The following is a 21,988-nucleotide window of genomic DNA, read 5'->3' on the forward strand; positions in this document are numbered from 1 at the left end:
GTCTCCTCGTCGTGCCGGCGGGCCGGGAACGGTCACGCCGCGACCGCCCCGACGGACTCGAGCGGAATCCGCGCGTACACCCGGAAGCCGCCGCCGGTCCGCGGACCGGTCCGCAGGATCCCACCGTAGAGGGCGACCCGCTCCCGCATACCGACCAGGCCGTGCCCGATCCGGTCGGGCAGCGGCGCCGGACCGCGGCCGGTGTCGGTCACCTCCACGGCCAGGAAGTCGTCGGTGACGGTGAGCCGGACCAGCGCGGTGGCCGCCCCGGCGTGCTTGAGGGCGTTCGTCAGCGCCTCCTGCACGATCCGGTAGACGGTGAGCGCCACCCCCTCCTCCAACGGCCCGAACCTGCCGTCGACCCGCAGTGTCACCGGCAGCCCCGCCTCCCGGACCTGCTCGACGAGCGCCTCGATGCCGGTCAGCCCCGGCTGCGGGGCCAGCTCGGCGGCCGGCTCCGAGTCGGTGCGCAGCACGTCCAGCAGCCGGCGCAGCTCGCGCAGGGTGGCCCGGCCGGTCTCCTCGACCGTGGCCATCGCCGCGTCGGCCGCGTCCGGGTCGCGGCGCAGCACCCGGCGGGCCCCGGTGGCCAGCACTCCCATCACGCTGACCTGGTGCGCGACCACGTCGTGCAGCTCCCGGGCGATCCGGCGCCGCTCGTCGGCGACGGCCTGCTCGGCGAGGGACCGCTGCGTCGCCTCGGCGACCCGGGCCCGCTCGCGCAGCATCCGCGTCGACTGCCGGCGCGCCTGCACCGCCCGCCCCACCGCGTACGCCCCGGACGCGGCGAGCAGATTGTTGAGCGCCAGATAGGCCGGGCCCACGTCGAGCACACCACCCCGCGGCACGACCAGGGTGGCCAGCACCACCGGCGCCCAGAGCAGCGACGAGGCGAGCACGGCCGGCCGCAGCCGCTGGTGCGCCGCCATCGTGTAGGTGAGCACGACGAAGGTCAGCCCCTGCGCGGTCGGCGCCTGCCCGAGCAGCACCGGCACGGCCAGGGTGGCCACCGCCGCCCCCACCGCCGGCCACGGCGCGATCCGGCGTACCGCCACCGGGGCGGCGCACAGCGCGGCCCAGCCCAGCGCCGCCCACAGCTGGGCGGGGCGCAGCTCCCGCGGGGTGAGCAGCAGGAACGCCGCGTCCAGCAGGACCAGTGCGACCGCCACGCAGGCGTCGGCGGCCAGCGGCCGACCGCGTACCCACGCCCGCACCCGGTTGCTCATGCTCCGACGCTAGCCGCCGCCCGGCCCGACCCCTCGTCGTCGAAGCCGAACCCGGCCTCCTCCCCGAGGATGAGGGTCACTCGTCCGCCCCTGGGACGGCCGGCCGGGACCGGGCGTCGGTCAGCGGATCCCCGGCGCCGGCCGCCGGGAACGGCGGTGGGGTGCCGCCGAAGCTCGGGCAGAGCGCCTGATGGGCGCACCAGTCGCAGAGCCGGCTCGGCCGGGGACGGAAATCCTGCCGCTCGGTGGCCTGCTCGATGGCCTGCCAGAGCGCCACCACGGTGCGCTCGAAGCGCAGCAGCTCCTCCGCGTCGGGTGCGTAGTCGCAGACCTCGGCGTCCTTGAGGTATAGCAGCCGGAGCACCCGCGGCACCACCCCGCGGGTGCGCCACAGCACCAGCGCGTAGAACTTGAGCTGGAACAGGGCCCGGGCCTCGAACGCCTCGCGCGGCGCACCGCCGGTCTTGTAGTCGACGACCCGCAGCGCGCCGTCCGGCGCCACGTCGAGCCGGTCCAGGTAGCCCCGGATCAGCAGCTCCTCGTCGACCACCGCCGAGATCAACGCCTCTCGCTCCGCCGGCTCCAGCCGGCGCGGGTCCTCCACCGCGAAGTAGCCCTCCAGCAGCGCGGCGGCCGAGCGGAGGAACTCGGCCGGCCCCGTGGCGTCGCCCTCGGCGAAGAGCGTCGCCAGCTCCGGCTGCTCGGTGACCAGCCGGTCCCACTGCGGGGCGACCAGGTCGCCGGCGGACCGCGGGGTGCGCGCCGCCGCCGGCAGGTCGAACAGGCGCTCCAGCACCGCGTGCACCAGCGTGCCCCGGGCCTGCTCCACGGTGGGGCGCTCGGGCAGCCGGTCGATGCTGCGGAACCGGTAGAGCAACGGGCAGGTCTTGAAATCCGCCGCCCGTGACGGCGACAGCGACGCCCGCACCGTGGGCGGCGCCGCCGTGGGGGAGTCCTGCCTGTCGATCACCGGTTCCGCCGTCATGTCCGGAAGGTTAGGGCACCGGTGTGACAGGGCCACCGCCGCCGCACCGGGGCATGATCCGCACCGCGTAGCATCGACCCGGTGGAGCAGAGGCCCCGACCGCCGCGCCGGCCCGGACTGACCGTCGGTCGGGTGTGCGGGGTGCCGCTGCGCGTCGACCCCTCGATGCTGCTGCTCGCCCTCGTCGTCACCGTCCTGTACGCCGCCCTCGCCCGTCGTCAGCTCGACCTCGGCCACCTCGGCGGCTACCTGGTCGGCCTCGGCTTCGTGGTCTCGCTGCTCGGCTCGGTGCTGCTGCACGAACTGGGCCACGCCCTGACCGCCCGCCGCTACGGCATCGGTGTGCGCGGCATCACCCTGGAACTGCTCGGCGGCTACACCGAGATGGACCGGGACGCCCCCAGCCCCCGCGTCGACCTGCTCGTCTCCCTCGCCGGCCCGGCCGTGTCCGCGGTGCTCGGCGCCGCCGCCGTCGCCGCCACCCTGGCCCTGCCCGACGGCACCCTCGCCCACCAGTTCGCCTTCCAGCTCGCGGTGAGCAACGTGGTGGTCGCCGTCTTCAACAGCCTGCCGGGGCTGCCGCTCGACGGCGGCCGGGCGCTGCGCGCCGCAGTCTGGGCGCTCACCCGCGACCGGCACCGCGGCACCGAGGTGGCCGGCTGGGTGGGCCGGGCGGTGGCCGTCACCACCCTGGCCCTGGTCGTCCTGCTCACCCTGCGCCGGGCGCTCGCCCCGGTGGTCCTGCCACTGGTGCTGCTGGTCGCGGTCACCCTCTGGCGGGGCGCCGGCCAGTCCATCCGGATGGCCCGGATCAGCCGCCGCCTTCCACTGGTCGACCTGGCCCGGCTCGCCCGCCCGGTGTTCGGCGTACCCACCGGCACCCCGCTCGCGGAGGCGCAGCGCCGCCGCGCCGAGGCCGCCACCCCCGCCGCCGCGCTCGCCGTCGTCGACGCCGCCGGCCGGCCGGTCGCCCTGGTCGACCCGGCCCGGGCCGACGCCGTACCCCCGCAACGGCGGCCGTGGCTCGCGGTGGACGCGGTCTCCCACGACCTGGACACCCTGCCGGCCCTGCCGGTCGGCGCGGACGGCGAACGGGTGCTGGAGACCCTACGCACCCACCCGGCCGCACAGTACGTCGTGACCGCAGGCGAAGATGTCGTCGGCGTTCTGCACATCGCGGATCTGGCACAGCTCCTCGAACCCAAACGGAAGACGAACACGTGACCGCACATTCCTCCGCCGTCCCGGCCGACCCCGCCGCCCCGGCGCTGCCCCCGGTGCACCGTGGGCCGTTCCGTCCCGGCGACCGGGTGCAGCTGACCGACCCCAAGGGCCGGATGCACACCGTGACGCTGGAGCCCGGCAAGGAGTTCCACACCCACCGGGGGATCCTCAAGCACGACACGCTGATCGGCCTGCCCGACGGCAGTGTGGTCACCACCGCCGGCGGCGGCACCGCGTTCCTGGCCCTGCGGCCGCTGCTGTCGGACTACGTGCTCTCCATGCCGCGCGGCGCCCAGGTGATCTATCCGAAGGACTCGGCGCAGATCGTCGCCATGGGCGACATCTTCCCCGGTGCGAAGGTCCTGGAGGCCGGCGCCGGCTCCGGCGCGCTCTCCTGCTCGCTGCTGCGCGCCGTCGGCGTCGAGGGCGAGCTGCACTCCTACGAGCTGCGCGAGGACTTCGCCCAGATCGCCAGGCGCAACGTCGAGGCGTTCTTCAACGCGCCGCACCCCGCCTGGCGGCTGCACGTCGGCGACGTCGCCGACTGCCGGGAGACCGGATTCGACCGGATCATCCTGGACATGCTCACCCCCTGGGAGATGCTCGACATGGTCGAGCGGGCGCTCGTCCCCGGTGGCGTCCTGATCGGCTACGTGGCCACCACCCCACAGCTTTCCGAGCTGGTCGAGGCGCTGCGCGAGCGCGGCGGCTGGACCGAGCCGCGGGCCTGGGAGTCGCTGGTCCGGGACTGGCACGCCGAGGGGCTGGCGGTGCGCCCCGACCACCGCATGATCGCGCACACCGCGTTCCTGGTCTCCGCCCGCAAGCTCGCCCCCGGGGTCACCGCCCCGCCGCGCCGCCGCAAGCCCAGCAAGGGCACCGAGGCGTACGTCCAGCGCCGGCAGGCGCTGCGCGAGGCGGAGGCGGCCCGGCAGGCGGCGGCCGACCCCGACCCGACCGGGCCGGAGCTGGACCATTCGTGACCCGGCGGCACGGACGGGCATGAGTGGGCGTCGTAGAGATCAGACATCTCGGCGGGGACGACACCGGAACGGGCGGAGGCGGTGGGGTGAGCGAGCGTAGCGAGGGAACCGTCGGGCTCGGCGCGGTTCAGCCTCATGCCGGCGCCGACCGCAGGGAGGTGACGGCATGAGCAACCCCGGCTACGGCAACGGCGACCTGCCCGCCGTCTTCCCGGACTGGTCGCCCTACGCCGACCTGGAGTCGGCCGCCCGGGCGTACCTGCGCGACCCGGACATCGCCCTGGACGCCCTCGGCGGGGTGCTGCGCGGCGCCTCGGTGCTCGGCTTCACGCTGGAGCGCTTCGTCAACGAGGTCAACGGGGTGTGGCAGGAGGTCGTCGTCTGCGACGGCAGCCGGTTGATCCTCTGGCACGGCGAGGACGTCCCGCCGGGGGAGGGGCCGGCCGGCTCGATGACCTCGTCGCTGCGGGTGGTGCCGGTCTCCACGGTCACCGAGGTCGGCTGCCGGCGGCGGCTCACCCGCTCGGAGACCGGCGAGGTCCGGGTCGACAGCATCGACGTGTACCTGCTGCTCTCCTCGCTGGACGAGGCGCCACCCAGCGACGAGATGGTCGGCGCGCCCCGGCACGACGCGCTGCGCTTCGGCAAGACCCTCGACGACGGCGGCGCCGGGCAGATCGCCCGGCTGGAGGAGTTCGCCCGCCTGGTCGCCTCGGTCGTCGGCCGTCCCCTGCTGTGAGACGCCGCGCGGGCCGGGGGACGCTCGTCCCCGGCCCGCACCGTGCGGCTCTTCGTCGCCTGTCCGGGGTCAGTCCTCGGCGTCGGGCCCGGCCACCGCGGCGCCGTCGCTGCCGCGTACCACGTGGATGCACTCGCCCGGACACTCCTTCGCCGAGTCGATCACCTCGAGGCGCAGGTGCTCCGGCACGTCGACCCGGGCGCCCGGGGCCTGCCGCAGCTCGCCGTCCGGGCCCTTGACGTACGCCAGGCCGTCGACGTCGAACTCGAAGACCTCGGGCGCGTACTGGACGCACAGCCCGTCGCCCGTGCAGAGATCCTGATCCACCCAGACCTGAAGCTGGTCCGTCGCGACCTCCGCCACCGGTGCACCCCCCATGTTCTCCCGTCCCACCCTCCGACGGTACCCGAACGCCCGTACCCGCCCGACGACCAGCCCGTGGCGATCAAGCTTCGGTGACGAGCGCGTTGCGGAGGACCGAATCGAGCTCACAGCGGCTAGTGTTAGCTCAGAACGTTCAAGCCCCCCGGGGAGGTGGGACGTGGCACGCAGCGACGACGCGGACTCGCGCGCCGCACGGTGGGAGAAGGAGGCCCACGATCTCTCCACGCAGGTCGCGTTCCTGCAAGAGGAACTCGCCCTGGTGCGGCGCAAGTTGACCGAAAGCCCCCGACACGTCCGGCAGCTCGAAGAGCGGCTGGCGGCCGCCCAGGCCCAGTTGGCGCGGCTGACCGAGAACAACGAACGGCTCGTGAGCACCCTCAAGGAGGCTCGCGCGCAGATCGTGACGCTCAAGGAGGAGATCGACCGCCTCGCCCAGCCGCCGAGTGGCTACGGCGTCTTTCTGGCCAAGCACGAAGACGGCACGGTGGACGTGTTCACCGGCGGGCGCAAGCTCCGGGTGGCCGTCTCGCCCTCGCTGGACGCCGACGAGTTGCGGCGCGGCCAGGAGGTCCTGCTCAACGACGCGCTCAACATCGTCGACGCGTTCGGCTACGAGCGGGTCGGCGAGGTCGTGATGCTCAAGGAGGTGCTCGCCGGGCCCGGCGGCGCTCCGGGCGACCGGGCGCTGGTGGTCTCGCACTCCGACGAGGAACGGATCGTGCACCTCGCCGAGACCCTGATCGGCTCCGCGATACGGGCCGGCGACTCGCTCATGATCGAGCCCCGCTCGGCGTACGCGTACGAGCGGATCCCGAAGAGCGAGGTCGAGGAGCTCGTGCTGGAGGAGGTGCCCGACGTCGACTACGAGGACATCGGTGGCCTCCAGGCGCAGATCGAGCAGATCCGCGACGCGGTGGAGTTGCCGTTCCTGCACGCCGACCTGTTCCGTGAGCACCAGCTCCGGCCGCCGAAGGGCATCCTGCTCTACGGTCCGCCCGGCTGCGGCAAGACGCTGATCGCCAAGGCGGTGGCCAACTCGCTGGCCAAGAAGATCGCCGAGCGGCGTGGCGAGGAGAAGCACACCAGCTTCTTCCTCAACATCAAGGGCCCCGAGCTGCTCAACAAGTACGTCGGCGAGACCGAGCGGCACATCCGGTTGATCTTCCAGCGGGCGCGGGAGAAGGCCGGCGAGGGCACCCCGGTGATCGTGTTCTTCGACGAGATGGACTCCGTCTTCCGTACCCGCGGCTCCGGTGTCTCCTCCGACGTGGAGAACACCATCGTCCCGCAGCTGCTCAGCGAGATCGACGGCGTCGAGGGCCTGGAGAACGTCATCGTCATCGGCGCCTCCAACCGGGAGGACATGATCGACCCGGCGATCCTGCGCCCCGGCCGGCTCGACGTCAAGATCAAGATCGAGCGGCCGGACGCCGAGGCGGCCAAGGACATCTTCTCCAAGTACATCCTCGCCGGCCTGCCGCTGCACGCGGACGACCTGGCCGAGCACGGCGGCGACTCGCAGGCCACCGTGGCGGCGATGATCGACGCCGTCGTGCTGCGGATGTACTCGGAGACCGAGGAGAACCGCTTCCTCGAGGTCACCTACGCCAACGGCGACAAGGAAGTCCTCTACTTCAAGGACTTCAACTCCGGCGCGATGATCCAGAACATCGTCGACCGGGGCAAGAAGATGGCCATCAAGGAGTTCCTCACCTCCGGGCGCAAGGGGCTGCGGTTGCAGCACCTCCTCGACGCCTGCGTCGACGAGTTCCGCGAGAACGAGGACCTGCCCAACACCACCAACCCCGACGACTGGGCGCGCATCTCCGGCAAGAAGGGCGAGCGGATCGTCTACATCCGTACGCTCGTCTCCGGTGGCAAGGGCGCGGAGGCCGGCAGGTCGATAGAGACCGCCAGCAACACCGGCCAGTACCTGTAGTCCGACGGCACGACGGAGGCCCGCGACGCACCGCGTCGCGGGCCTCCGTACGTCCGGCCGACCCCGCCGCGGCCCGCCACACCGTACGCCCCGGGGCGGCCACGCCCTTTTCCCTGTGACGGCGACTACGCTCGACGTGACGGGGGACCGGAACGGCGAGCGGAGCGGCAGGTCGATGAGCGTCAGACGGATCATGGGCACCGAGGTCGAGTACGGCATCTCCGTGCCCGGCCAGGCCGGGGCCAACCCGATGGTCACCTCCTCGCAGGTGGTCAACGCCTACGGGGCGCGCCCGGAGCTCAACCGGGGCGGCCGGGCCCGTTGGGACTACGAGGAGGAGTCGCCGCTGCGCGACGCCCGCGGTTTCACCTACTCCGGGGCCGCGTACGACCCCGCCGAGGCGCTCGCCGACGAGGACCTGGGGCTGGCCAACGTCATACTCACCAACGGGGCCCGGCTCTACGTCGACCACGCCCACCCGGAATACTCCACCCCCGAGGTGACCAACCCCCTCGACCTGGTGCGCTGGGACAAGGCGGGCGAGCGGGTGATGGCCGAGGCGGCCCGGCGGGCCGCCACCATCCCGGGCACCCAGCCCATCCACCTCTACAAGAACAACACCGACAACAAGGGCGCCAGCTACGGCGCCCACGAGAACTACCTGATGCGGCGGCAGACCCCGTTCGCCGACATCGTGGCGTACCTGACGCCGTTCTTCGTCACCCGTCAGGTGGTGTGCGGCGCCGGCCGGGTCGGCATCGGCCAGGACGGTGGCCAGAGCGGCTTCCAGATCTCCCAGCGGGCCGACTTCTTCGAGGTCGAGGTGGGGCTGGAGACCACCCTGAAGCGGCCGATCATCAACACCCGGGACGAGCCGCACGCGGACGCCGACAAGTACCGCCGGCTGCACGTCATCATCGGCGACGCCAACCTGTCGGAGATCTCCACGTACCTCAAGCTGGGCACCACCGCGCTGATCCTCACCATGATCGAGGAGAAGTCGCTCGGCCCCGACCTCGGCATCGCCGACCCGGTCAGCGAGCTGCGGGCGGTCAGCCACGACCCGTCGCTCAAGCACCTGATGCGGCTGCGGGACGGCCGGCGGCTGACCGCCCTGGACGTGCAGTGGGCGTACCTGGAGCGGGTCCGGTCCTTCGTGGACGACCGGTACGGCGACGACGTGGACGCGCAGACCGCCGACGTGCTCGACCGCTGGGAGAGCGTGTTGGACCGGCTCGGCCGCGACGCGTTCCTCTGCGCCGACGAGCTGGACTGGGTGGCCAAGCTGCGGTTGCTGGAGGGCTACCGGGAGCGGGAGCAGCTCGGCTGGGGCGCGCACAAGCTCCAGCTGGTCGACCTGCAGTATTCCGACGTCCGGCCGGAGAAGGGCCTCTATCACCGGCTGGTCTCCCGCGGTGCGATGAAGACCCTGCTCGACGACGAGCAGACGCGCACCGCGATGACCGAGCCGCCGGAGGACACCCGGGCCTACTTCCGCGGTCGCTGCCTGGCCCAGTACGCCTCCGAGGTGGTCGCCGCCAGCTGGGACTCGGTCATCTTCGACGTGGGCCGGGAGTCGCTGGTCCGGGTGCCGATGATGGAGCCCGAGCGGGGCACCCGCAAGCACGTCGGGCAGCTGTTCGACCGGTGCGAGAGCGCCAAGGACCTGCTGGAGACGCTGACCGGGGGCTGAGACGTACCCTGCCGGAAAGCCCGTCCCGCGCCGGAACCCGGCGCGCGGCGGGCTTTTCGTCGCTCTACCGAGGTAAGTTCATCGCAGGCGATCGTGGAGGAGGCAACGATGGCGACCCAAGAAGGCGGCCAGACCCAGCACGGCAAGTCGCACGAGGAGGTCGAGGAGGCCACCGCGCAGGCCAACCCCGAGGTTGCCGAGCGGCACGCCGAGATCACCGAGGACGTCGACGACCTGCTCGACGAGATCGACTCCGTCCTGGAAGAAAACGCAGAGGAGTTCGTGAGGGGATATGTCCAGAAAGGGGGTGAATGAGAAGAATGTCCGATTCGCCCAGCGAGTCGGACAAGAAGTGCCCGCAATGTGAGCGGTTGTTGCCCGTCACGGACTTCCACCGCAACCGGCGGCGGGCGGACGGGCGCGCCTGTTACTGCAAGACTTGTGCGGCGGCACGCTCGCAGGCGAGCCGCCGCAAGCGCGGGATCGGACCGCAGAAGAGATCTTCGGTTCCGCGGACGGCACTCTTACTGCAAGCCCTGCCACAACGCCTGCGGTAAGGAGACCGCGCAGCGGCTCTACGGCGGCACGCGCGAGTACCACCTGCGGCGGCGGTACGGGATCGGGGAGAAGGAGTTTCAGGAGCTCCTCGCCGAGCAGGGCGGTGCCTGCGCGGTCTGCGGCGACCCCGATCCGGAACATGTGGACCACGATCATCGCACCGGGTGGGTGCGCGGGATACTCTGCTTCAACTGCAATGGCGGTCTTGGTCAGTTCCGCGACAGTCCGGTGAGGCTGGCCGGGGCGATCACGTACCTGAGAGGAACTACGTGGCAGCGGGCTTTGATCCATCCGGGCGTCTACCAGATGCGTTCACCAACGCGGGGACGTCCTCCTTCACAGCGTTCCTGAGCAAGGTCGCCCCCGAGATGCTGCCCGGCCGGAGGCCGCTGCCGCCCGGCATGGCCGCCGACATGGCGCCGCACGCAACGACCATCGTGGCCATGTCGGCCGCCGGTGGCGTGGTGATGGCCGGCGACCGGCGCGCCACGATGGGCAACCTGATCGCCCAGCGGGACATCGAGAAGGTGCACCCGGCCGACGCGTACTCGCTGGTCGGCATCGCGGGCACCGCGGGCATCGGCATCGAGCTGATGCGACTGTTCCAGGTGGAGCTCGAACACTACGAGAAGATCGAGGGCGCGATGCTCTCGCTCGACGGCAAGGCCAACCGGCTGGCGTCGATGATCCGGGGCAACCTGGGCGCGGCCATGCAGGGCCTCGCGGTGATCCCGCTCTTCGCCGGCTTCGACCTGGCGGCCGGCGACCCGGCCCGGGCCGGTCGGATCTTCAGCTTCGACGTCACCGGCGGCCCGTACGAGGAGACCGGCTACGACGCGATCGGTTCCGGCTCCCTGTTCGCCAAGTCGGCGCTGAAGAAGCGGTTCCGCGCGGGCCAGTCGATCGACGACGCGGTGCGGCTCGCCGTCGAGGCGCTCTACGACGCGGCCGACGACGACACCGCCACCGGCGGCCCGGATCTCACCCGCCGGATCTACCCGGTGGTGATGACCGCGACGGCGGAGGGCACCCATCGGCTCACCGATGCCGAGACGGCGGCGATCGCGGAGAGCGTCGTGGCCGGCCGGATGGAGAACCCGGGCGGCTGATCCCGCCCTCACCCCCACCTGAGTCAGCAGTCCCCGCAGCACAGCGCCCGAAGGAGAACCGCCGCCGTGGCCATGCAGTTCTACGCCTCGCCCGAGCAGATCATGCGCGACCGCTCCGAGTTGGCCCGCAAGGGCATCGCCCGGGGCCGCAGCGCGGTGGTCCTGAGCTACGAGGGCGGGGTGCTCTTCGTCGCGGAGAATCTGTCCAGCACCCTGCACAAGGTCAGCGAGATCTACGACCGGATCGGCTTCGCCGCGGTGGGCCGGTACAACGAGTTCGAGAACCTGCGCCGCGCCGGGGTGCGGATGGCCGACCTGAACGGCCTGAGCTACGACCGGCGGGACGTGACCGGCCTGGCCCTGGCCAACGCGTTCGCGCAGACGCTGGGCGCGATCTTCACCGAGCAGTCGAAGCCGTTCGAGGTGGAGATCTGCGTGGCGGAGGTGGGCGCGACCCCGGACGACGACTCGCTCTACCGGTTGACCTATGACGGGTCGGTCAACGATGAGCCGGGCCGGATGGCGATGGGCGGTCAGGCCGAGGCGATCACCGGGGTGCTGAAGAACGAGCACCGGCCGGACATGTCGCTGTCGGAGGCGGTACGGGCCGCGGTCAAGGCGCTGGGCAGCGTCGGCGGGGAGGGCGGGGCGGCCCGTGCCATCGCCGCCAACCAGATGGAGGTGGCGGTCCTGGACCGGCGCCGGATCGGGCGTACGTTCCGGCGGGTGACCGGGGCGGCGCTGACCGCGTTGCTGGAGGGGGACGCGAGCGCGGACACCGCGCCGGCGCCGGGGCGGGCGCAGACCCCCACGGTGCCCACCGAGGAGGCGAAGAAGCCGATCACGTCGGCCGGCTCGGCGGACCTGGAGGGCCAGCAGCAGGAGGAGCAGCCCGGGGAGTGACGGCCGGGGCCGGCGTCGGCGTCGGCCCGTACCCGTCGGTCGCCGTCCAACCGGTCCGGCGACGTCGTTCGCCGTCTACCTGGGCTGACGTTGGCCCGTACCGTCGGTCGTCGCCTTGCCGGGCCGGCGACGGCCGGGGTCAGCGCGGTGCGGCTTGAGCGGTTGCCACCAGGCGCGGTGGTCGCGGTACCAGTCGACGGTGGCGGCGAGTCCCCGGTCGAGGTCGACGGTGGGGGTCCAGCCCAGTTCGCGGCGGGTGGCGGCGCAGTCCAGCGAGTACCGCCGGTCGTGGCCCTGGCGGTCGGCGACGGGTCGGACCCGGTCCCAGCCCGCGGCGCAGGCGGCCAGCAGCCGGCCGGTCAGCTCGCGGTTGGTCAGTTCGGCGTCGCCGCCCAGGTGGTAGATGCCGCCGGGCCGGCCGTTGGTCTGGGCGAGCGCGATGCCGTGGCAGTGGTCGTCGACGTGCAGCCATTCCCGGACGTTGCCGCCGTCGCCGTAGAGGGGGACGTCGTGCCCGTCGAGCAGGTTGGTGACGAAGAGCGGCACGATCTTCTCGGGGTACTGGTACGGGCCGTAGGTGTTGGCGCCCCGGGTGACGACGACGTCGAGGCCGTGGGTGCGGTGGTAGGCGAGGGCGAGCAGGTCGGCGGCGGCCTTGCTGGCCGAGTACGGGGAGCTGGGGTCCAGCGGGGCCTGTTCGGTCCAGGAGCCGGTGGCGATGGAGCCGTAGACCTCGTCGGTGGAGACCTGCACGAACCGCGGGACGCCGTGCCGTAGGGCCGCGTCGAGCAGGATCTGGGTGCCGACCACGTTGGTGGTGACGAAGGCGGCGGCGTCGGCGATGGAGCGGTCGACGTGGGATTCGGCGGCGAGGTGCACCACGACGTCGTGGCCGGGGACGGTGGCGTCGACGAGGGCGGCGTCGCGGATGTCGCCGCGGATGATCCGTAGCCGGGGGTCGGCGCGTACCGGGTCGAGGGCGGCCTCGGTGGCGGCGTAGGTGTACGCGTCGAGCACGGTGACGGCGTCCACGTCGAGGGCCGGCTCGGCGCCGGCGAGCAGCCGCCGGACGTACGCCGATCCGATGAAGCCGGCCCCGCCGGTGACCAGGATTCTCACGGGTCGGAAAGTACCGGTGTCGGGATTTGCCCGCGGCGGGATGCCGTGGACTCCTGCGGGCGGGCGCCGCGGAGACGGCTGGGTTGAGCGTTGCCCATTTGGGGCCACGGGCGGCTAATGTCATTTCATGGAGCGGCGAATCTTCGGCCTCGAAACCGAGTACGGCGTCACCTGCACGTATCGCGGGCAGCGCCGGCTGTCCCCCGACGAGGTCGCGCGGTACCTGTTCCGGCGGGTGGTGTCGTGGGGCCGGTCGAGCAACGTGTTCCTGCGCAACGGGGCCCGCCTCTATCTGGACGTGGGCTCGCACCCGGAATATGCGACGCCCGAGTGTGACTCGGTGACCGACCTGGTGGCCCACGACCGGGCCGGGGAACGGATCCTGGAGGGGCTGCTCGTCGACGCGGAGAAGCGGCTGCACGACGAGGGCATCGCGGGCGAGATCTACCTGTTCAAGAACAACACCGACTCGGCCGGCAACTCGTACGGCTGCCACGAGAACTACCTGGTCTCCCGGCACGGGGAGTTCGGTCGGCTCGCCGATGTGCTGATCCCGTTCCTGGTGACCCGCCAGTTGATCTGCGGCGCCGGGAAGGTGCTCCAGACGCCGCGCGGAGCGGTCTACTGTCTGTCGCAGCGGGCCGAGCACATCTGGGAGGGCGTCTCCTCGGCGACCACCCGGAGCCGGCCGATCATCAACACCCGGGACGAGCCGCACGCCGACGCGGAGCGGTACCGCCGGCTGCACGTGATCGTCGGCGACTCGAACATGAACGAGGTCACCACGCTGCTGAAGGTCGGCACGGCCGACATCGTGCTGCGGATGATCGAGGCCGGGGTGGTGATGCGGGACCTGACGCTGGAGAACCCGATCCGGGCGATCCGCGAGGTGTCGCACGACATCACCGGCCGGCGGAAGGTGCGGCTGGCCTCCGGCAAGGAGATCTCGGCGCTGGAGATCCAGCAGGAGTATCTGGCGAGGGCGACGGAGTTCGTGGAGCGCCGGGGCGGGGACCAGACCGCGAAGCGGGTGGTGGACCTGTGGGCGCGGGTGCTGCGGTCGGTGGAGACCGGCGACCTGGACCCGGTGGCCCGGGAGATCGACTGGGTGACGAAGCTGCGCCTGATCGAGCGGTACCAGCGCAAGCACGACCTGCCGCTGTCGCATCCGCGGGTGGCGCAGATGGACCTGGCGTACCACGACCTGCGGCGCGGGCGGGGCCTGTACGGGCTGTTGGAGCGGCGTGGCGAGGTGGACCGGGTGGCGACCGATCCGGAGATCTTCGAGGCGAAGGAGACCCCGCCGCAGACCACCCGGGCGAGGCTGCGGGGCGAGTTCATCCGGCACGCGCAGGAGAAGCGGCGGGACTTCACGGTGGACTGGGTGCACCTGAAGCTGAACGACCAGGCGCAGCGGACCGTGCTGTGCAAGGACCCGTTCCGGGCGTACGACGAGCGGGTGGAGCGGCTGATCGCGAGCATGTGACCGGGCTCGGCGGCCGGTGCTGCGGGCACCGGCCGCCGGCGCACGGGTACGCTGGCGTCGCGATGAACACTTCCGAACCCTCCGGCCGGGACAGCGGCACCGAGAAGCTCAACTGGATCGACCGGCGCCGGGAGAAGATCCGCGCCGAGATCGAGCGGAACCGCCGCGGCGAGTACCGGGTGCCGACCTGGGTGCTGGCGGCGACCCTGATCATCATCGTGGGCGCCTGGCTCGCGTTGATCTTCCTCGCCGGCTGAGCCGGCCCGGCCCGGGGCGCGTTGCTCGCGCCGCCCCGGCAGTTCCGGCCCGTCGAGGGCCGGGAGGGCGCACGTCAGCCGAGGCGCGGGAGCCCAGGTCAGCCGAGGGCCGCGAGAGCGCAGGTCAGCCGAGCAGTCGGGCCGCGTGTCGGCCGGCGGCGGCCGCGGCCAGGAAGTAGGCGTGGTCGGCGTCGAGGCCCCGGCCCATCGTCGACAGCCCCACCGGGCTGGCCCGCAGCGCCGCGTCCAGGCCGTCGGTGGGCACGGCGACGATCCGGTGCCGCTCCGCGAGGGGGGCCAGCGCCGCGGCGACCTCGGCCGCGAGGGCCGGCTCCAGGCCGTCCGGTACGACCAGCTCCGCGGCGGCGAGGGCCACCCGACCGTACGCGGTGAGGCTGTGGTGGGAGACGCCACGGTGCCGGGGCCGGGGGTCGGCGGCGGAGATGCGCAGCGAGCCGACGGCCCGCCCGCCGAGGGTGGCGACCGCGTTGACCGCCTCGCCGACCGCCACGCCGGAGAAGCCCCACCGGGTGCCGGTGCCGAGGTTACCCGGGCCCTGGGCGACGATCGCCACGTCGGCGCGGAGCACGTGCCGGGCGGCGAGCAGGCCGGCGTGCAGGGTGCTCGCCTCCAGGTCGCCGCCGAACGCCTGCCCGACGCTGACCGTGCCCACCAGGTGGCCGGCGAGCCCGGCGAGGGTGCGGGAGAACCAGGCCGGCAGCGCTCCGCCGTCGGTGAGCAGGTACGCCACCCGGGCACCGGGGGCGTCGGCGTGCACGCCGGCCAGGATCGCCGGGAGGGCGGAGTGCAGGTCGGCGGTGACCACCGGCATCCCGTCGACGCTCTCCGCCGTGGCCAGTCGGGCGTGGTGCGGGGAGGCGTCCTCGTCGACGCCGAGCAGGATCGGCTGCAACGGGGTGTAGCGGGCCTTGACCAGGTGGCCGGCGGCGCGGGTGTCGGCGGCCTGCGGCGGGTCGGCGGGGAGCCGGTCGGGCAGGGCGACGACCAGCGCGTACCCGCCGGTGCCGAGGCCCATCAGCAGGGCGCCGACGTTGAGCAGCACCCGGTCGCCGGGCTCCGGGTCGCCGACCAGCGCCGGGTAGGCGAGGGCCCGCATCCGGCCGCCGTCGGGCAGGTCGACGTCGAGTTCCGTCGCGCCGGCCCACCGTCGCCGTACCGCCGTGACCGTGCCGGACCGCCATCGCACCATGCGGGGCACGCTATCGGCCGGCGGTGGGCCGGGGCGCGGCCGGGTCGCCGGCACGCGGGACAGGACCGGTACGCCGGTGGTCAGTCCTCGTTCTGGGTACGCCGGGCGCGGCCCCGGTCGGTGCCGGGCATCGAGCGCGTCGGGTCGAGGAAGACGTACCCGATCTCCGGGTAGCGTTCGGTCAGCCGCCGCTCGGCCTCGTCGGCGGCGGCCTCGATGTCGGCGCCGGTGGCGTCGTTGTGGAAGTCGACCTTGGCGGCGACCAGGATGTCGTCCGGGCCGAGCAGCATGGTCATCAGCGTGTCGACCCGGTCCACCGTCGGCAGCGCCAACATCTCCCGCTCGATCTGCCGGTGGATGCGCTCGGAGACGGCCCGGCCGACGAGCAGCGAGACGTTGCTCCTGGCCAGGATGGTGGCGACCGCCAACAACAGCACGCCGATGAGGATCGAGGCGATCCCGTCGTAGAGCTCGCTGCCGGTGAGCTCGGACAGCCCGAGGCCGACACCGGCGACGACCAGGCCGACGAGGGCGGCGGAGTCCTCCAGGAAGACCGCCTTGACGGTGGTGTCGGCGGTCAGGCGGAGATAGCGGCGCGGGGTGGCCCGCCAGCGGCGGGACTCCCGGCGGATCTGCCGTACCGCCCGGGCCAGGGAGACCGACTCGATCGCGAAGGAGACCACCAGCACGACGTACGACACCAGGTAGTTTCCGGTGTGCTGGTGCACGAGGATGGTGGTCACGCCGTGGGTGATGGCGAATCCGGCACCCACCACGAACGTGAACAGCGCGGCGAGAAACGCCCAGACGTAGCTCTCCTTGCCGTACCCGAACGGGTGCCGGGTGTCGGCGGGGCGGGCCCCGCGGCGCAGCGCCAGGTAGAGCAGCACCTCGGTGGTGGTATCGGCGATCGAGTGGGCGGCCTCGGAGAGCATCGCCGCCGAGCCGGAGAGCAGGCCGGCGATCGTCTTGGCGATCGCGATGGCGAGGTTCGCCGAGCCGGCCACGACGACGGTGCCGACGCTCTCGGCCTTGACCTCGGCCTCCGCCATGCGCTCACCCTATGACCGGTGCGGGCGGCCCGCCGGGCGAGCGGAATCACCCGCGGTCGCGGGGTGGCGGACGGCGGCCGTGGCGGGCCCACACCGCGGCACGCCCGCGCGGGTGCACGCCCACGGCGCGCGGGCTGCTAGCGTTCACACGTGTCGCGGAGCCGTACCGAACGCCTGGTCAACCTGGTGATCTGTCTGCTGTCCACGCGACGGTTCCTCACCGCCGCGCAGATCGCCGCGACCGTGCCCGGATACGAGCACGATCCGGAGGACGCCAAGGACCACGAGGCGTTCCAGCGTAAGTTCGAGCGGGACAAGGCCGAGCTGCGGGAGCTCGGGGTGCCGTTGGAGACGGGGACGGCGAGCGTGTTCGACGCCGAGCCCGGCTACCGGATCGCCCCCCGCGAGTACGCCCTGCCCGACATTCCCCTGGAACCGGACGAGGCCGCCGCCGTCGGCATCGCGGCGCGGCTGTGGCAGCACGCCGGCCTGGCCGCCGCGGCGTCGTCCGGGCTGGCGAAGCTGCGCGCCGCCGGGATCGACGTGGACCCGCAGGCCACCCTGGGCCTGGAGCCGATGGTGACGGTCGACCCGGCGTTCGCCCCGCTGACCGCCGCCGCCCGGGACCGGCGGGAGGTCAACTTCGACTACCGGGTGCCGGACCGGGACGCGCCGACCCGCCGCCGGCTGCAGCCGTGGGGCGTGGTCTGCTGGCGCGGCCGGTGGTACGTGGTCGGCCACGACCTGGACCGGGCGGCCACCCGCTGCTTCCGGCTCTCCCGAGTGGTCGGTGCGGTCCGGGTGACCGGCGACACCGGGGCGTACGAGCCGCCCGCCGGGGTGGACCTGATCAGCCACGTGGCCCGCTGGTCCGGGCCGGTGGAGCGGTCCAACCGGGCCACCGTGCTGGTCGCGCCGGGGCGGGCCGCCGGGCTGCGTCGCTGGGCGACGGAGTGCAGTTCCGGGCCGGACGGCGACCGGCTGATCCTGCCGTACGCCGACGCGGACTACCTGGCCGGCCAGATCGTCGGGTACGGCCCGGAGGTGCGGGTGCTGGAGCCGCCAGAGGTGCGGGAGGCGGTCATCCAGCGGTTGAAGGAGATCGCCGCCCGGCACGACGAGCTGGCGGTGGCCGGGGGTGCCCGGTGACCCGGCCGGCGGCCCGGGGTGGCCGCGCCTCGGCGGACCGGCTCGCCCGGCTGCTGAACCTGGTGCCCTACCTGCTGGCCCGCCCCGGCATCGAGATCGCCGAGGCGGCGCGGGACCTGGGGGTGACCGAGCGGCAGCTCCGCGAGGACCTGGAACTGCTCTGGGTGTGCGGGCTGCCCGGCTACGGCCCGGGTGACCTGATCGACATGGCGTTCGACGGTGACCGGGTCACCATCACCTACGACGCCGGCATCGACCGGCCGCTGCGGCTCACCCCGGACGAGGCGCTCGCCCTGGTGGTGGCGCTGCGGATGCTCGCCGAGACGCCCGGGGTGGCCAACCGGGAGGCCGTGGAACGGGCCCTCGCCAAGATCGAGGACGCCGCCGGGGACCTGGCCGGCGCCCCGGTGGAGGTGCGGCTGCCCGGCGACTCCCCACGGGTACGCGAGCTGCGGGCCGCCGTGGCGCGCGGCCAGGCGCTGCGGATCACCTACTACACCGCCGCCCGGGACGAGACCACCGAGCGGACCATCGACCCGCTGCGGATGCTGATGGTCGGCGGGCGGGCGTACGTGGAGGCGTGGTGCCGCCGCGCCGAGGCGGTGCGGCTGTTCCGGGCCGACCGGATCGACGCGGTCACCGAGCTGGACGAGCCGGCGGTGGTGCCGGCGCAGGCCCGCCCGTACGACCTCAGCGACGGGGTGTTCCGCCCCTCGGCCGACCTGCCGTCGATCACCCTGCGGATCGGCCGCGGCGAGCGGTGGATCACCGAGTACTACCCCTGCGAACGGGTGGAGGCCGACGGCGAGCAGTGGCTGGTGTCGCTGCGCGTCACCGACCTGGGCTGGGCGCGGCGGTTCGTGCTCGGGTTGGGTCCGGACGTCACCGTGGTCGCCCCGGCCGAGCTGGCCGAGCAGGTCCGCGCCCAGGCGGTCGCCGCGCTCGACGCGTACGCGACGCCGGCGGATCGCGCCGACCCGGCGGCGGCCGGCCGTACCCAGTAGGCTGACCGCCGTGGTGACGTGGATCGTGCTCGGGGTCGTCCTGTTCGCGCTCGTCGTGCTGGCCCTGGCGGTCCGGCCGGTGCTGGCGCGGCTGCCCCGGCTGCGTCGGGCCGCGGTGGCGCTGCAACGTCGCCAGGCCGAGGCGGAGGCGCTGCGGTCCGCCGCCGAGGCGCTCCAGGAGCGGGCCGGCGCGCTGCAGGAGCAGGCGGCCGTCACGCAGGAGCGGCTGGCGTTGATCAAGACCCGGCGCGGGCGGTGATCGACGGCCGTCGGTCGGGTGCGCGGTAGCTGCGCGTTCGCCGGTGTTTGCGTGCACAATCGTGCCGCGGTGGGTGGTTGACGGGACACTTCGGGTTGGTCGAGACTTCACCGACCAGGCCCGCACCGACGGGCCGGGTGGGGTGGCAACCCACCGTGCCGCACGTACGATGGGCTCCGACCACCCCTCACCGACACTTGAGCGACTGGAGCTTCCCATGGGTGCCCTCAAGCCGTGGCACATCGCCGTACTCGTGGTCGTGCTGATCCTGCTCTTCGGCGCGAAGCGGCTCCCCGACGCGGCCCGTTCGCTGGGCCGCTCGCTGCGGATCATCAAGGCCGAGACCAAGAGCCTGCACGACGACGACCGTGACCTGGCGGAGAAGGCCGACGCGCAGGCCGGCTACCAGCCGCTCCCGCCGAACGCCGGCCAGCAGCAGTACGCGCAGCAGCCGCCCCAGCAGCAGTACGTGCAGCAGCCGCAGCAGCCGGTCGACCCGGTGCAGCGCGTCCGCGACAACTGACCGGAGGGCCCACCACCGTGGCCTTCGCGTTGAAGAAGCGCGGCCCGACCAACTTCGAGCGGGCCTCCGACGGTTCGATGACGCTCATCGAGCACATCCGTGAGCTGCGCAACCGGCTGTTCCGTGCGTCGCTGGCGATCGTGGTCGGCCTGGCGGGCGGCTTCTGGCTGGCAAACCCGGTCTTCGAATTGCTGAAGCGGCCGTACTGCCGGCTGCCCGACACGACGAACGCGCTCGGCGAGTGTCAGGATCTGCTGGCCCTGGCGCCGACGACCGGTTTCCTGCTGAAGCTGAAGCTGGCGCTCTGGCTCGGCCTGATCATCGGCGGCCCGGTCTGGCTCTACCAGCTCTGGGCGTTCATCGCCCCCGGCCTGCACCGGCACGAGCGCAAGTGGGCGTACGTCTTCGTGTCGATCGCCGCGCCGTTGTTCGCCGCCGGCGCGGTGCTGGCCTACTTCGTGGTGGACAAGGGCCTCGGGTTCCTGATGGACGCCGGGGTGGGCGGGCTGTCCAACCAGTTCGAGGTCACCGCGTACATCGCGTTCATCACCAACATGATCCTGCTGTTCGGGGTGGCGTTCGAGTTCCCGCTGATCCTGCTCATGCTCAACTTCACCGGGGTGGCCAGCGCCCGGCGGCTGCTGAGCTGGTGGCGTGTGGTGATCTTCGTGGCGTTCGCGTTCGCCGCGATCGCCACGCCGGACCCGGGCCCGTTCGGCATGACGCTGCTGGCCACCGCGCTCTCCCTGCTCTACTTCGTCGCGGTCGGCGTGGCCTTCCTCAACGACAAGCGTCGCGGCCGGGGCCGGGAGATGTACGCGGGCGTCGCCGACGACGAGGTCTCGCCGCTGGACCTGTCCAGCGAGCCGGTGGAGGTCGGCGGGCGGACCGAGGCCGTCACTCCGATCGAGTCGCCGGAACCGATCGCCAAACCGGCGCCGATCGAACGCCGCTACGACGACATGACCTGACCGGTTCACGCCGAGCAGCACCGGAACGCCGTCCCCGCGCGGGGCGGCGTTCCGCGTATCGGGACCGGGCCGGCCCGCCTCCGGTGATCCCGCCGCGCCGCCGAGCCCGTACCGGTCGGCCCGGCCGCCTGGCGGCACGCTTAGACTCACGTGATTCTGCCGTGGGTGCCGCCGGTTCTTCGCGGCGGCCCCGGTCCTGGTCTGTCACGGAGCGTCGATGAAGATCCGTACCGCCCTCGTCGTGGTCGCCGCGGCCTGCGCCACCGCCCTCACCGGCTGCGGTGACGAGGAGGCCGCCCCGACGGGCGCCGAGGTGGCGCTCACCGCCACCGACACCACGTGTGAGGTGGCCGCGACCAGCTTCGCCCCGGGCCCGGTGACCTTCGCGGTGACCAACCGGGGGCAGCAGACCACCGAGGTGTACCTCTACGGCCGGGAGGACGACGGCTTCACCAAGGTGGTCGCCGAGGTGGAGAACGTCGGCCCGGGGCTCACCCGAAACCTGCGGGCGACCCTGTCCGGCGGCGAGTACGAGATCGCCTGCAAGCCCGGCCAGAAGGGCGACGGGATCCGCACCCGGATCACCGTCTCGGACGGCGCCACCGATGCTCCCGCCGCCGAACCGGCGTACGACCGGGAGGTCGAGATCGAGGTGGCCGCGTCCGGGATCACGGGCCTGGACGGGCTGATCGCCGAGCCCGGCGACAAGATCGAGTTCAAGCTGACGAACAAGACGCCCACGGCCCGGACGCTGACGGTCGCCGACCCGTCCGGGAAGACGGTCGCCGAGGTCACGGCGGACCCGAACGGCGGGGCCGAGAAGATCGTGTCGCTCGGCGGCGAGGGGGACTGGAAGCTGACGGTCGAGGGTCAGGGCGCCACCCCGGTGACCAGCCGACTCGTCGTCCGCTGACCACCGCCGGGGCTAGTGCGGGTACCTGCCGAAGAGGTTGCTCAGCGCGACCCCCGACGTGCAGGGCAGCTCGCCCGGGTGTGCGACGGTCGCCAGATCTCGGCGCCGACGGCCGGGTCGAGGCCGAGGCCGGCCACGGCCCACCGGACGGCGGACTCGTCCGGGTCGGCCGAGCCGAGGGCCCGCTTCAGCCGGTCGTCGACGCCGTCGAGCGACGGATCGCGCGGGACCGGCAGCGGATCGCCCGCCGGGCAGGCGATGTCGTCGTCGCGGCGGTCACGCGCTGGGCCGAGCCGCAGCGC

Annotated in this window: 22 protein-coding genes and 1 pseudogene; 17 read left to right on the forward strand and 6 right to left on the reverse strand. The window is 72.9% G+C overall.

All coding sequences use genetic code 11. The features are described 5' to 3' along the window. Positions 1 to 32: 32 nt before the first annotated feature. Positions 33 to 1,226: a sensor histidine kinase gene (locus tag GA0070621_RS06720; protein ID WP_091192403.1), complete on the reverse strand. Its 1,194-nt coding sequence runs from the start codon at positions 1,224 to 1,226 to the stop codon at positions 33 to 35. A 76-nt stretch (positions 1,227 to 1,302) separates the two neighbouring features. Next, entirely contained in the window at positions 1,303 to 2,211 is a 909-nt protein-coding gene (locus GA0070621_RS06725; protein ID WP_091192405.1) for a RecB family exonuclease, read from the reverse strand. A gap of 72 nt (positions 2,212 to 2,283) precedes the next feature. Here GA0070621_RS06725 and GA0070621_RS06730 point away from each other — a divergent pair, with 72 nt between their 5' ends. The 3 genes from GA0070621_RS06730 to GA0070621_RS06740 all read left to right on the forward strand — a co-directional run bounded on the left by GA0070621_RS06730 (position 2,284) and on the right by GA0070621_RS06740 (position 5,157). Next, the gene (locus GA0070621_RS06730; RefSeq protein ID WP_231921027.1) at positions 2,284 to 3,435 is read left to right on the forward strand and encodes a M50 family metallopeptidase; all 1,152 of its coding nucleotides are present in this window, start codon (positions 2,284 to 2,286) and stop codon (positions 3,433 to 3,435) included. Continuing rightward, on the forward strand, positions 3,432 to 4,418 hold the full coding sequence (locus GA0070621_RS06735; protein WP_167666664.1) for a tRNA (adenine-N1)-methyltransferase: 987 nt from the start codon (positions 3,432 to 3,434) through the stop codon (positions 4,416 to 4,418). The genes GA0070621_RS06730 and GA0070621_RS06735 overlap by 4 nt, the downstream gene beginning before the upstream one ends. Before the next feature lie 166 nt (positions 4,419 to 4,584). Beyond that, positions 4,585 to 5,157 (forward strand): hypothetical protein, encoded by a 573-nt coding sequence (locus tag GA0070621_RS06740; RefSeq protein ID WP_091192408.1) that lies wholly within the window; start codon positions 4,585 to 4,587, stop codon positions 5,155 to 5,157. Positions 5,158 to 5,226: 69 nt separating this feature from the next. Here the strand turns inward: GA0070621_RS06740 and GA0070621_RS06745 are convergent, their stop codons facing one another. After that, positions 5,227 to 5,520: a ferredoxin gene (locus GA0070621_RS06745; protein WP_091202103.1), complete on the reverse strand. Its 294-nt coding sequence runs from the start codon at positions 5,518 to 5,520 to the stop codon at positions 5,227 to 5,229. Positions 5,521 to 5,698: 178 nt separating this feature from the next. Here GA0070621_RS06745 and arc point away from each other — a divergent pair, with 178 nt between their 5' ends. The 6 genes from arc to prcA all read left to right on the forward strand — a co-directional run bounded on the left by arc (position 5,699) and on the right by prcA (position 11,743). After that, on the forward strand, positions 5,699 to 7,480 hold the full coding sequence (gene arc / locus GA0070621_RS06750) for a proteasome ATPase (protein ID WP_091192410.1): 1,782 nt from the start codon (positions 5,699 to 5,701) through the stop codon (positions 7,478 to 7,480). Positions 7,481 to 7,655: 175 nt separating this feature from the next. Beyond that, a complete protein-coding gene (gene dop, locus GA0070621_RS06755; RefSeq protein ID WP_091192411.1) occupies positions 7,656 to 9,173 on the forward strand; it encodes a depupylase/deamidase Dop in 1,518 nt (505 codons plus the stop codon). A gap of 108 nt (positions 9,174 to 9,281) precedes the next feature. Beyond that, a complete protein-coding gene (locus GA0070621_RS06760; RefSeq protein WP_091202105.1) occupies positions 9,282 to 9,488 on the forward strand; it encodes a ubiquitin-like protein Pup in 207 nt (68 codons plus the stop codon). Between the two features lie 126 nt (positions 9,489 to 9,614). Beyond that, positions 9,615 to 10,082: an endonuclease VII domain-containing protein gene (locus GA0070621_RS06765; protein WP_167666665.1), complete on the forward strand. Its 468-nt coding sequence runs from the start codon at positions 9,615 to 9,617 to the stop codon at positions 10,080 to 10,082. Continuing rightward, a complete protein-coding gene (prcB, locus tag GA0070621_RS06770) occupies positions 10,001 to 10,840 on the forward strand; it encodes a proteasome subunit beta (RefSeq protein WP_091192413.1) in 840 nt (279 codons plus the stop codon). Before GA0070621_RS06765 ends, prcB begins: the two co-directional genes overlap by 82 nt. Positions 10,841 to 10,906: 66 nt before the next feature. Continuing rightward, positions 10,907 to 11,743: a proteasome subunit alpha gene (gene prcA / locus GA0070621_RS06775; RefSeq protein WP_091192414.1), complete on the forward strand. Its 837-nt coding sequence runs from the start codon at positions 10,907 to 10,909 to the stop codon at positions 11,741 to 11,743. 156 nt (positions 11,744 to 11,899) lie between these two features. On the opposite strand, the pseudogene rfbB reads toward prcA, so the two are convergent. Continuing rightward, positions 11,900 to 12,862: pseudogene (rfbB, locus tag GA0070621_RS06780) on the reverse strand (dTDP-glucose 4,6-dehydratase); the annotation flags it as partial. Between the two features lie 127 nt (positions 12,863 to 12,989). Between rfbB and pafA the strand changes: the two are divergent. Next, positions 12,990 to 14,348, forward strand: coding sequence for a Pup--protein ligase (gene pafA, locus GA0070621_RS06785; RefSeq protein ID WP_091192418.1), 1,359 nt, complete (start codon positions 12,990 to 12,992; stop codon positions 14,346 to 14,348). A 62-nt stretch (positions 14,349 to 14,410) separates the two neighbouring features. Then, a complete protein-coding gene (locus GA0070621_RS06790) occupies positions 14,411 to 14,605 on the forward strand; it encodes a hypothetical protein (RefSeq protein ID WP_091202107.1) in 195 nt (64 codons plus the stop codon). A 124-nt stretch (positions 14,606 to 14,729) separates the two neighbouring features. Here GA0070621_RS06790 and GA0070621_RS06795 read toward each other — a convergent pair whose 3' ends face one another. Then, positions 14,730 to 15,815, reverse strand: coding sequence for a DUF3866 family protein (locus tag GA0070621_RS06795; RefSeq protein WP_091192419.1), 1,086 nt, complete (start codon positions 15,813 to 15,815; stop codon positions 14,730 to 14,732). A gap of 80 nt (positions 15,816 to 15,895) precedes the next feature. Continuing rightward, a complete protein-coding gene (locus tag GA0070621_RS06800; RefSeq protein WP_091192421.1) occupies positions 15,896 to 16,867 on the reverse strand; it encodes a cation diffusion facilitator family transporter in 972 nt (323 codons plus the stop codon). Between the two features lie 150 nt (positions 16,868 to 17,017). Between GA0070621_RS06800 and GA0070621_RS06805 the strand changes: the two genes are divergently transcribed. From GA0070621_RS06805 to GA0070621_RS06830, 6 genes are all read left to right on the forward strand, one after another. Further along, positions 17,018 to 18,016: a helix-turn-helix transcriptional regulator gene (locus tag GA0070621_RS06805; RefSeq protein WP_091192423.1), complete on the forward strand. Its 999-nt coding sequence runs from the start codon at positions 17,018 to 17,020 to the stop codon at positions 18,014 to 18,016. Continuing rightward, positions 18,013 to 19,020: a helix-turn-helix transcriptional regulator gene (locus GA0070621_RS06810; RefSeq protein WP_091192424.1), complete on the forward strand. Its 1,008-nt coding sequence runs from the start codon at positions 18,013 to 18,015 to the stop codon at positions 19,018 to 19,020. The genes GA0070621_RS06805 and GA0070621_RS06810 overlap by 4 nt, the downstream gene beginning before the upstream one ends. Positions 19,021 to 19,030: 10 nt before the next feature. Beyond that, positions 19,031 to 19,279: a hypothetical protein gene (locus GA0070621_RS06815; protein WP_091192426.1), complete on the forward strand. Its 249-nt coding sequence runs from the start codon at positions 19,031 to 19,033 to the stop codon at positions 19,277 to 19,279. Between the two features lie 217 nt (positions 19,280 to 19,496). Further along, positions 19,497 to 19,802 (forward strand): Sec-independent protein translocase subunit TatA, encoded by a 306-nt coding sequence (gene tatA / locus GA0070621_RS06820; protein WP_091192427.1) that lies wholly within the window; start codon positions 19,497 to 19,499, stop codon positions 19,800 to 19,802. A 17-nt stretch (positions 19,803 to 19,819) separates the two neighbouring features. Then, positions 19,820 to 20,773: a twin-arginine translocase subunit TatC gene (gene tatC / locus GA0070621_RS06825; protein ID WP_091192429.1), complete on the forward strand. Its 954-nt coding sequence runs from the start codon at positions 19,820 to 19,822 to the stop codon at positions 20,771 to 20,773. Positions 20,774 to 20,990: 217 nt separating this feature from the next. After that, positions 20,991 to 21,686 carry a cupredoxin domain-containing protein gene (locus tag GA0070621_RS06830; RefSeq protein WP_091192431.1) on the forward strand — a complete coding sequence of 232 codons (696 nt, stop codon included), beginning with the start codon at positions 20,991 to 20,993 and terminating at the stop codon, positions 21,684 to 21,686. Positions 21,687 to 21,988: the final 302 nt, after the last annotated feature.

The organism is Micromonospora narathiwatensis (assembly GCF_900089605.1).
In the GTDB taxonomy this organism is placed as follows: Bacteria; Actinomycetota; Actinomycetes; order Mycobacteriales; family Micromonosporaceae; genus Micromonospora; species Micromonospora narathiwatensis.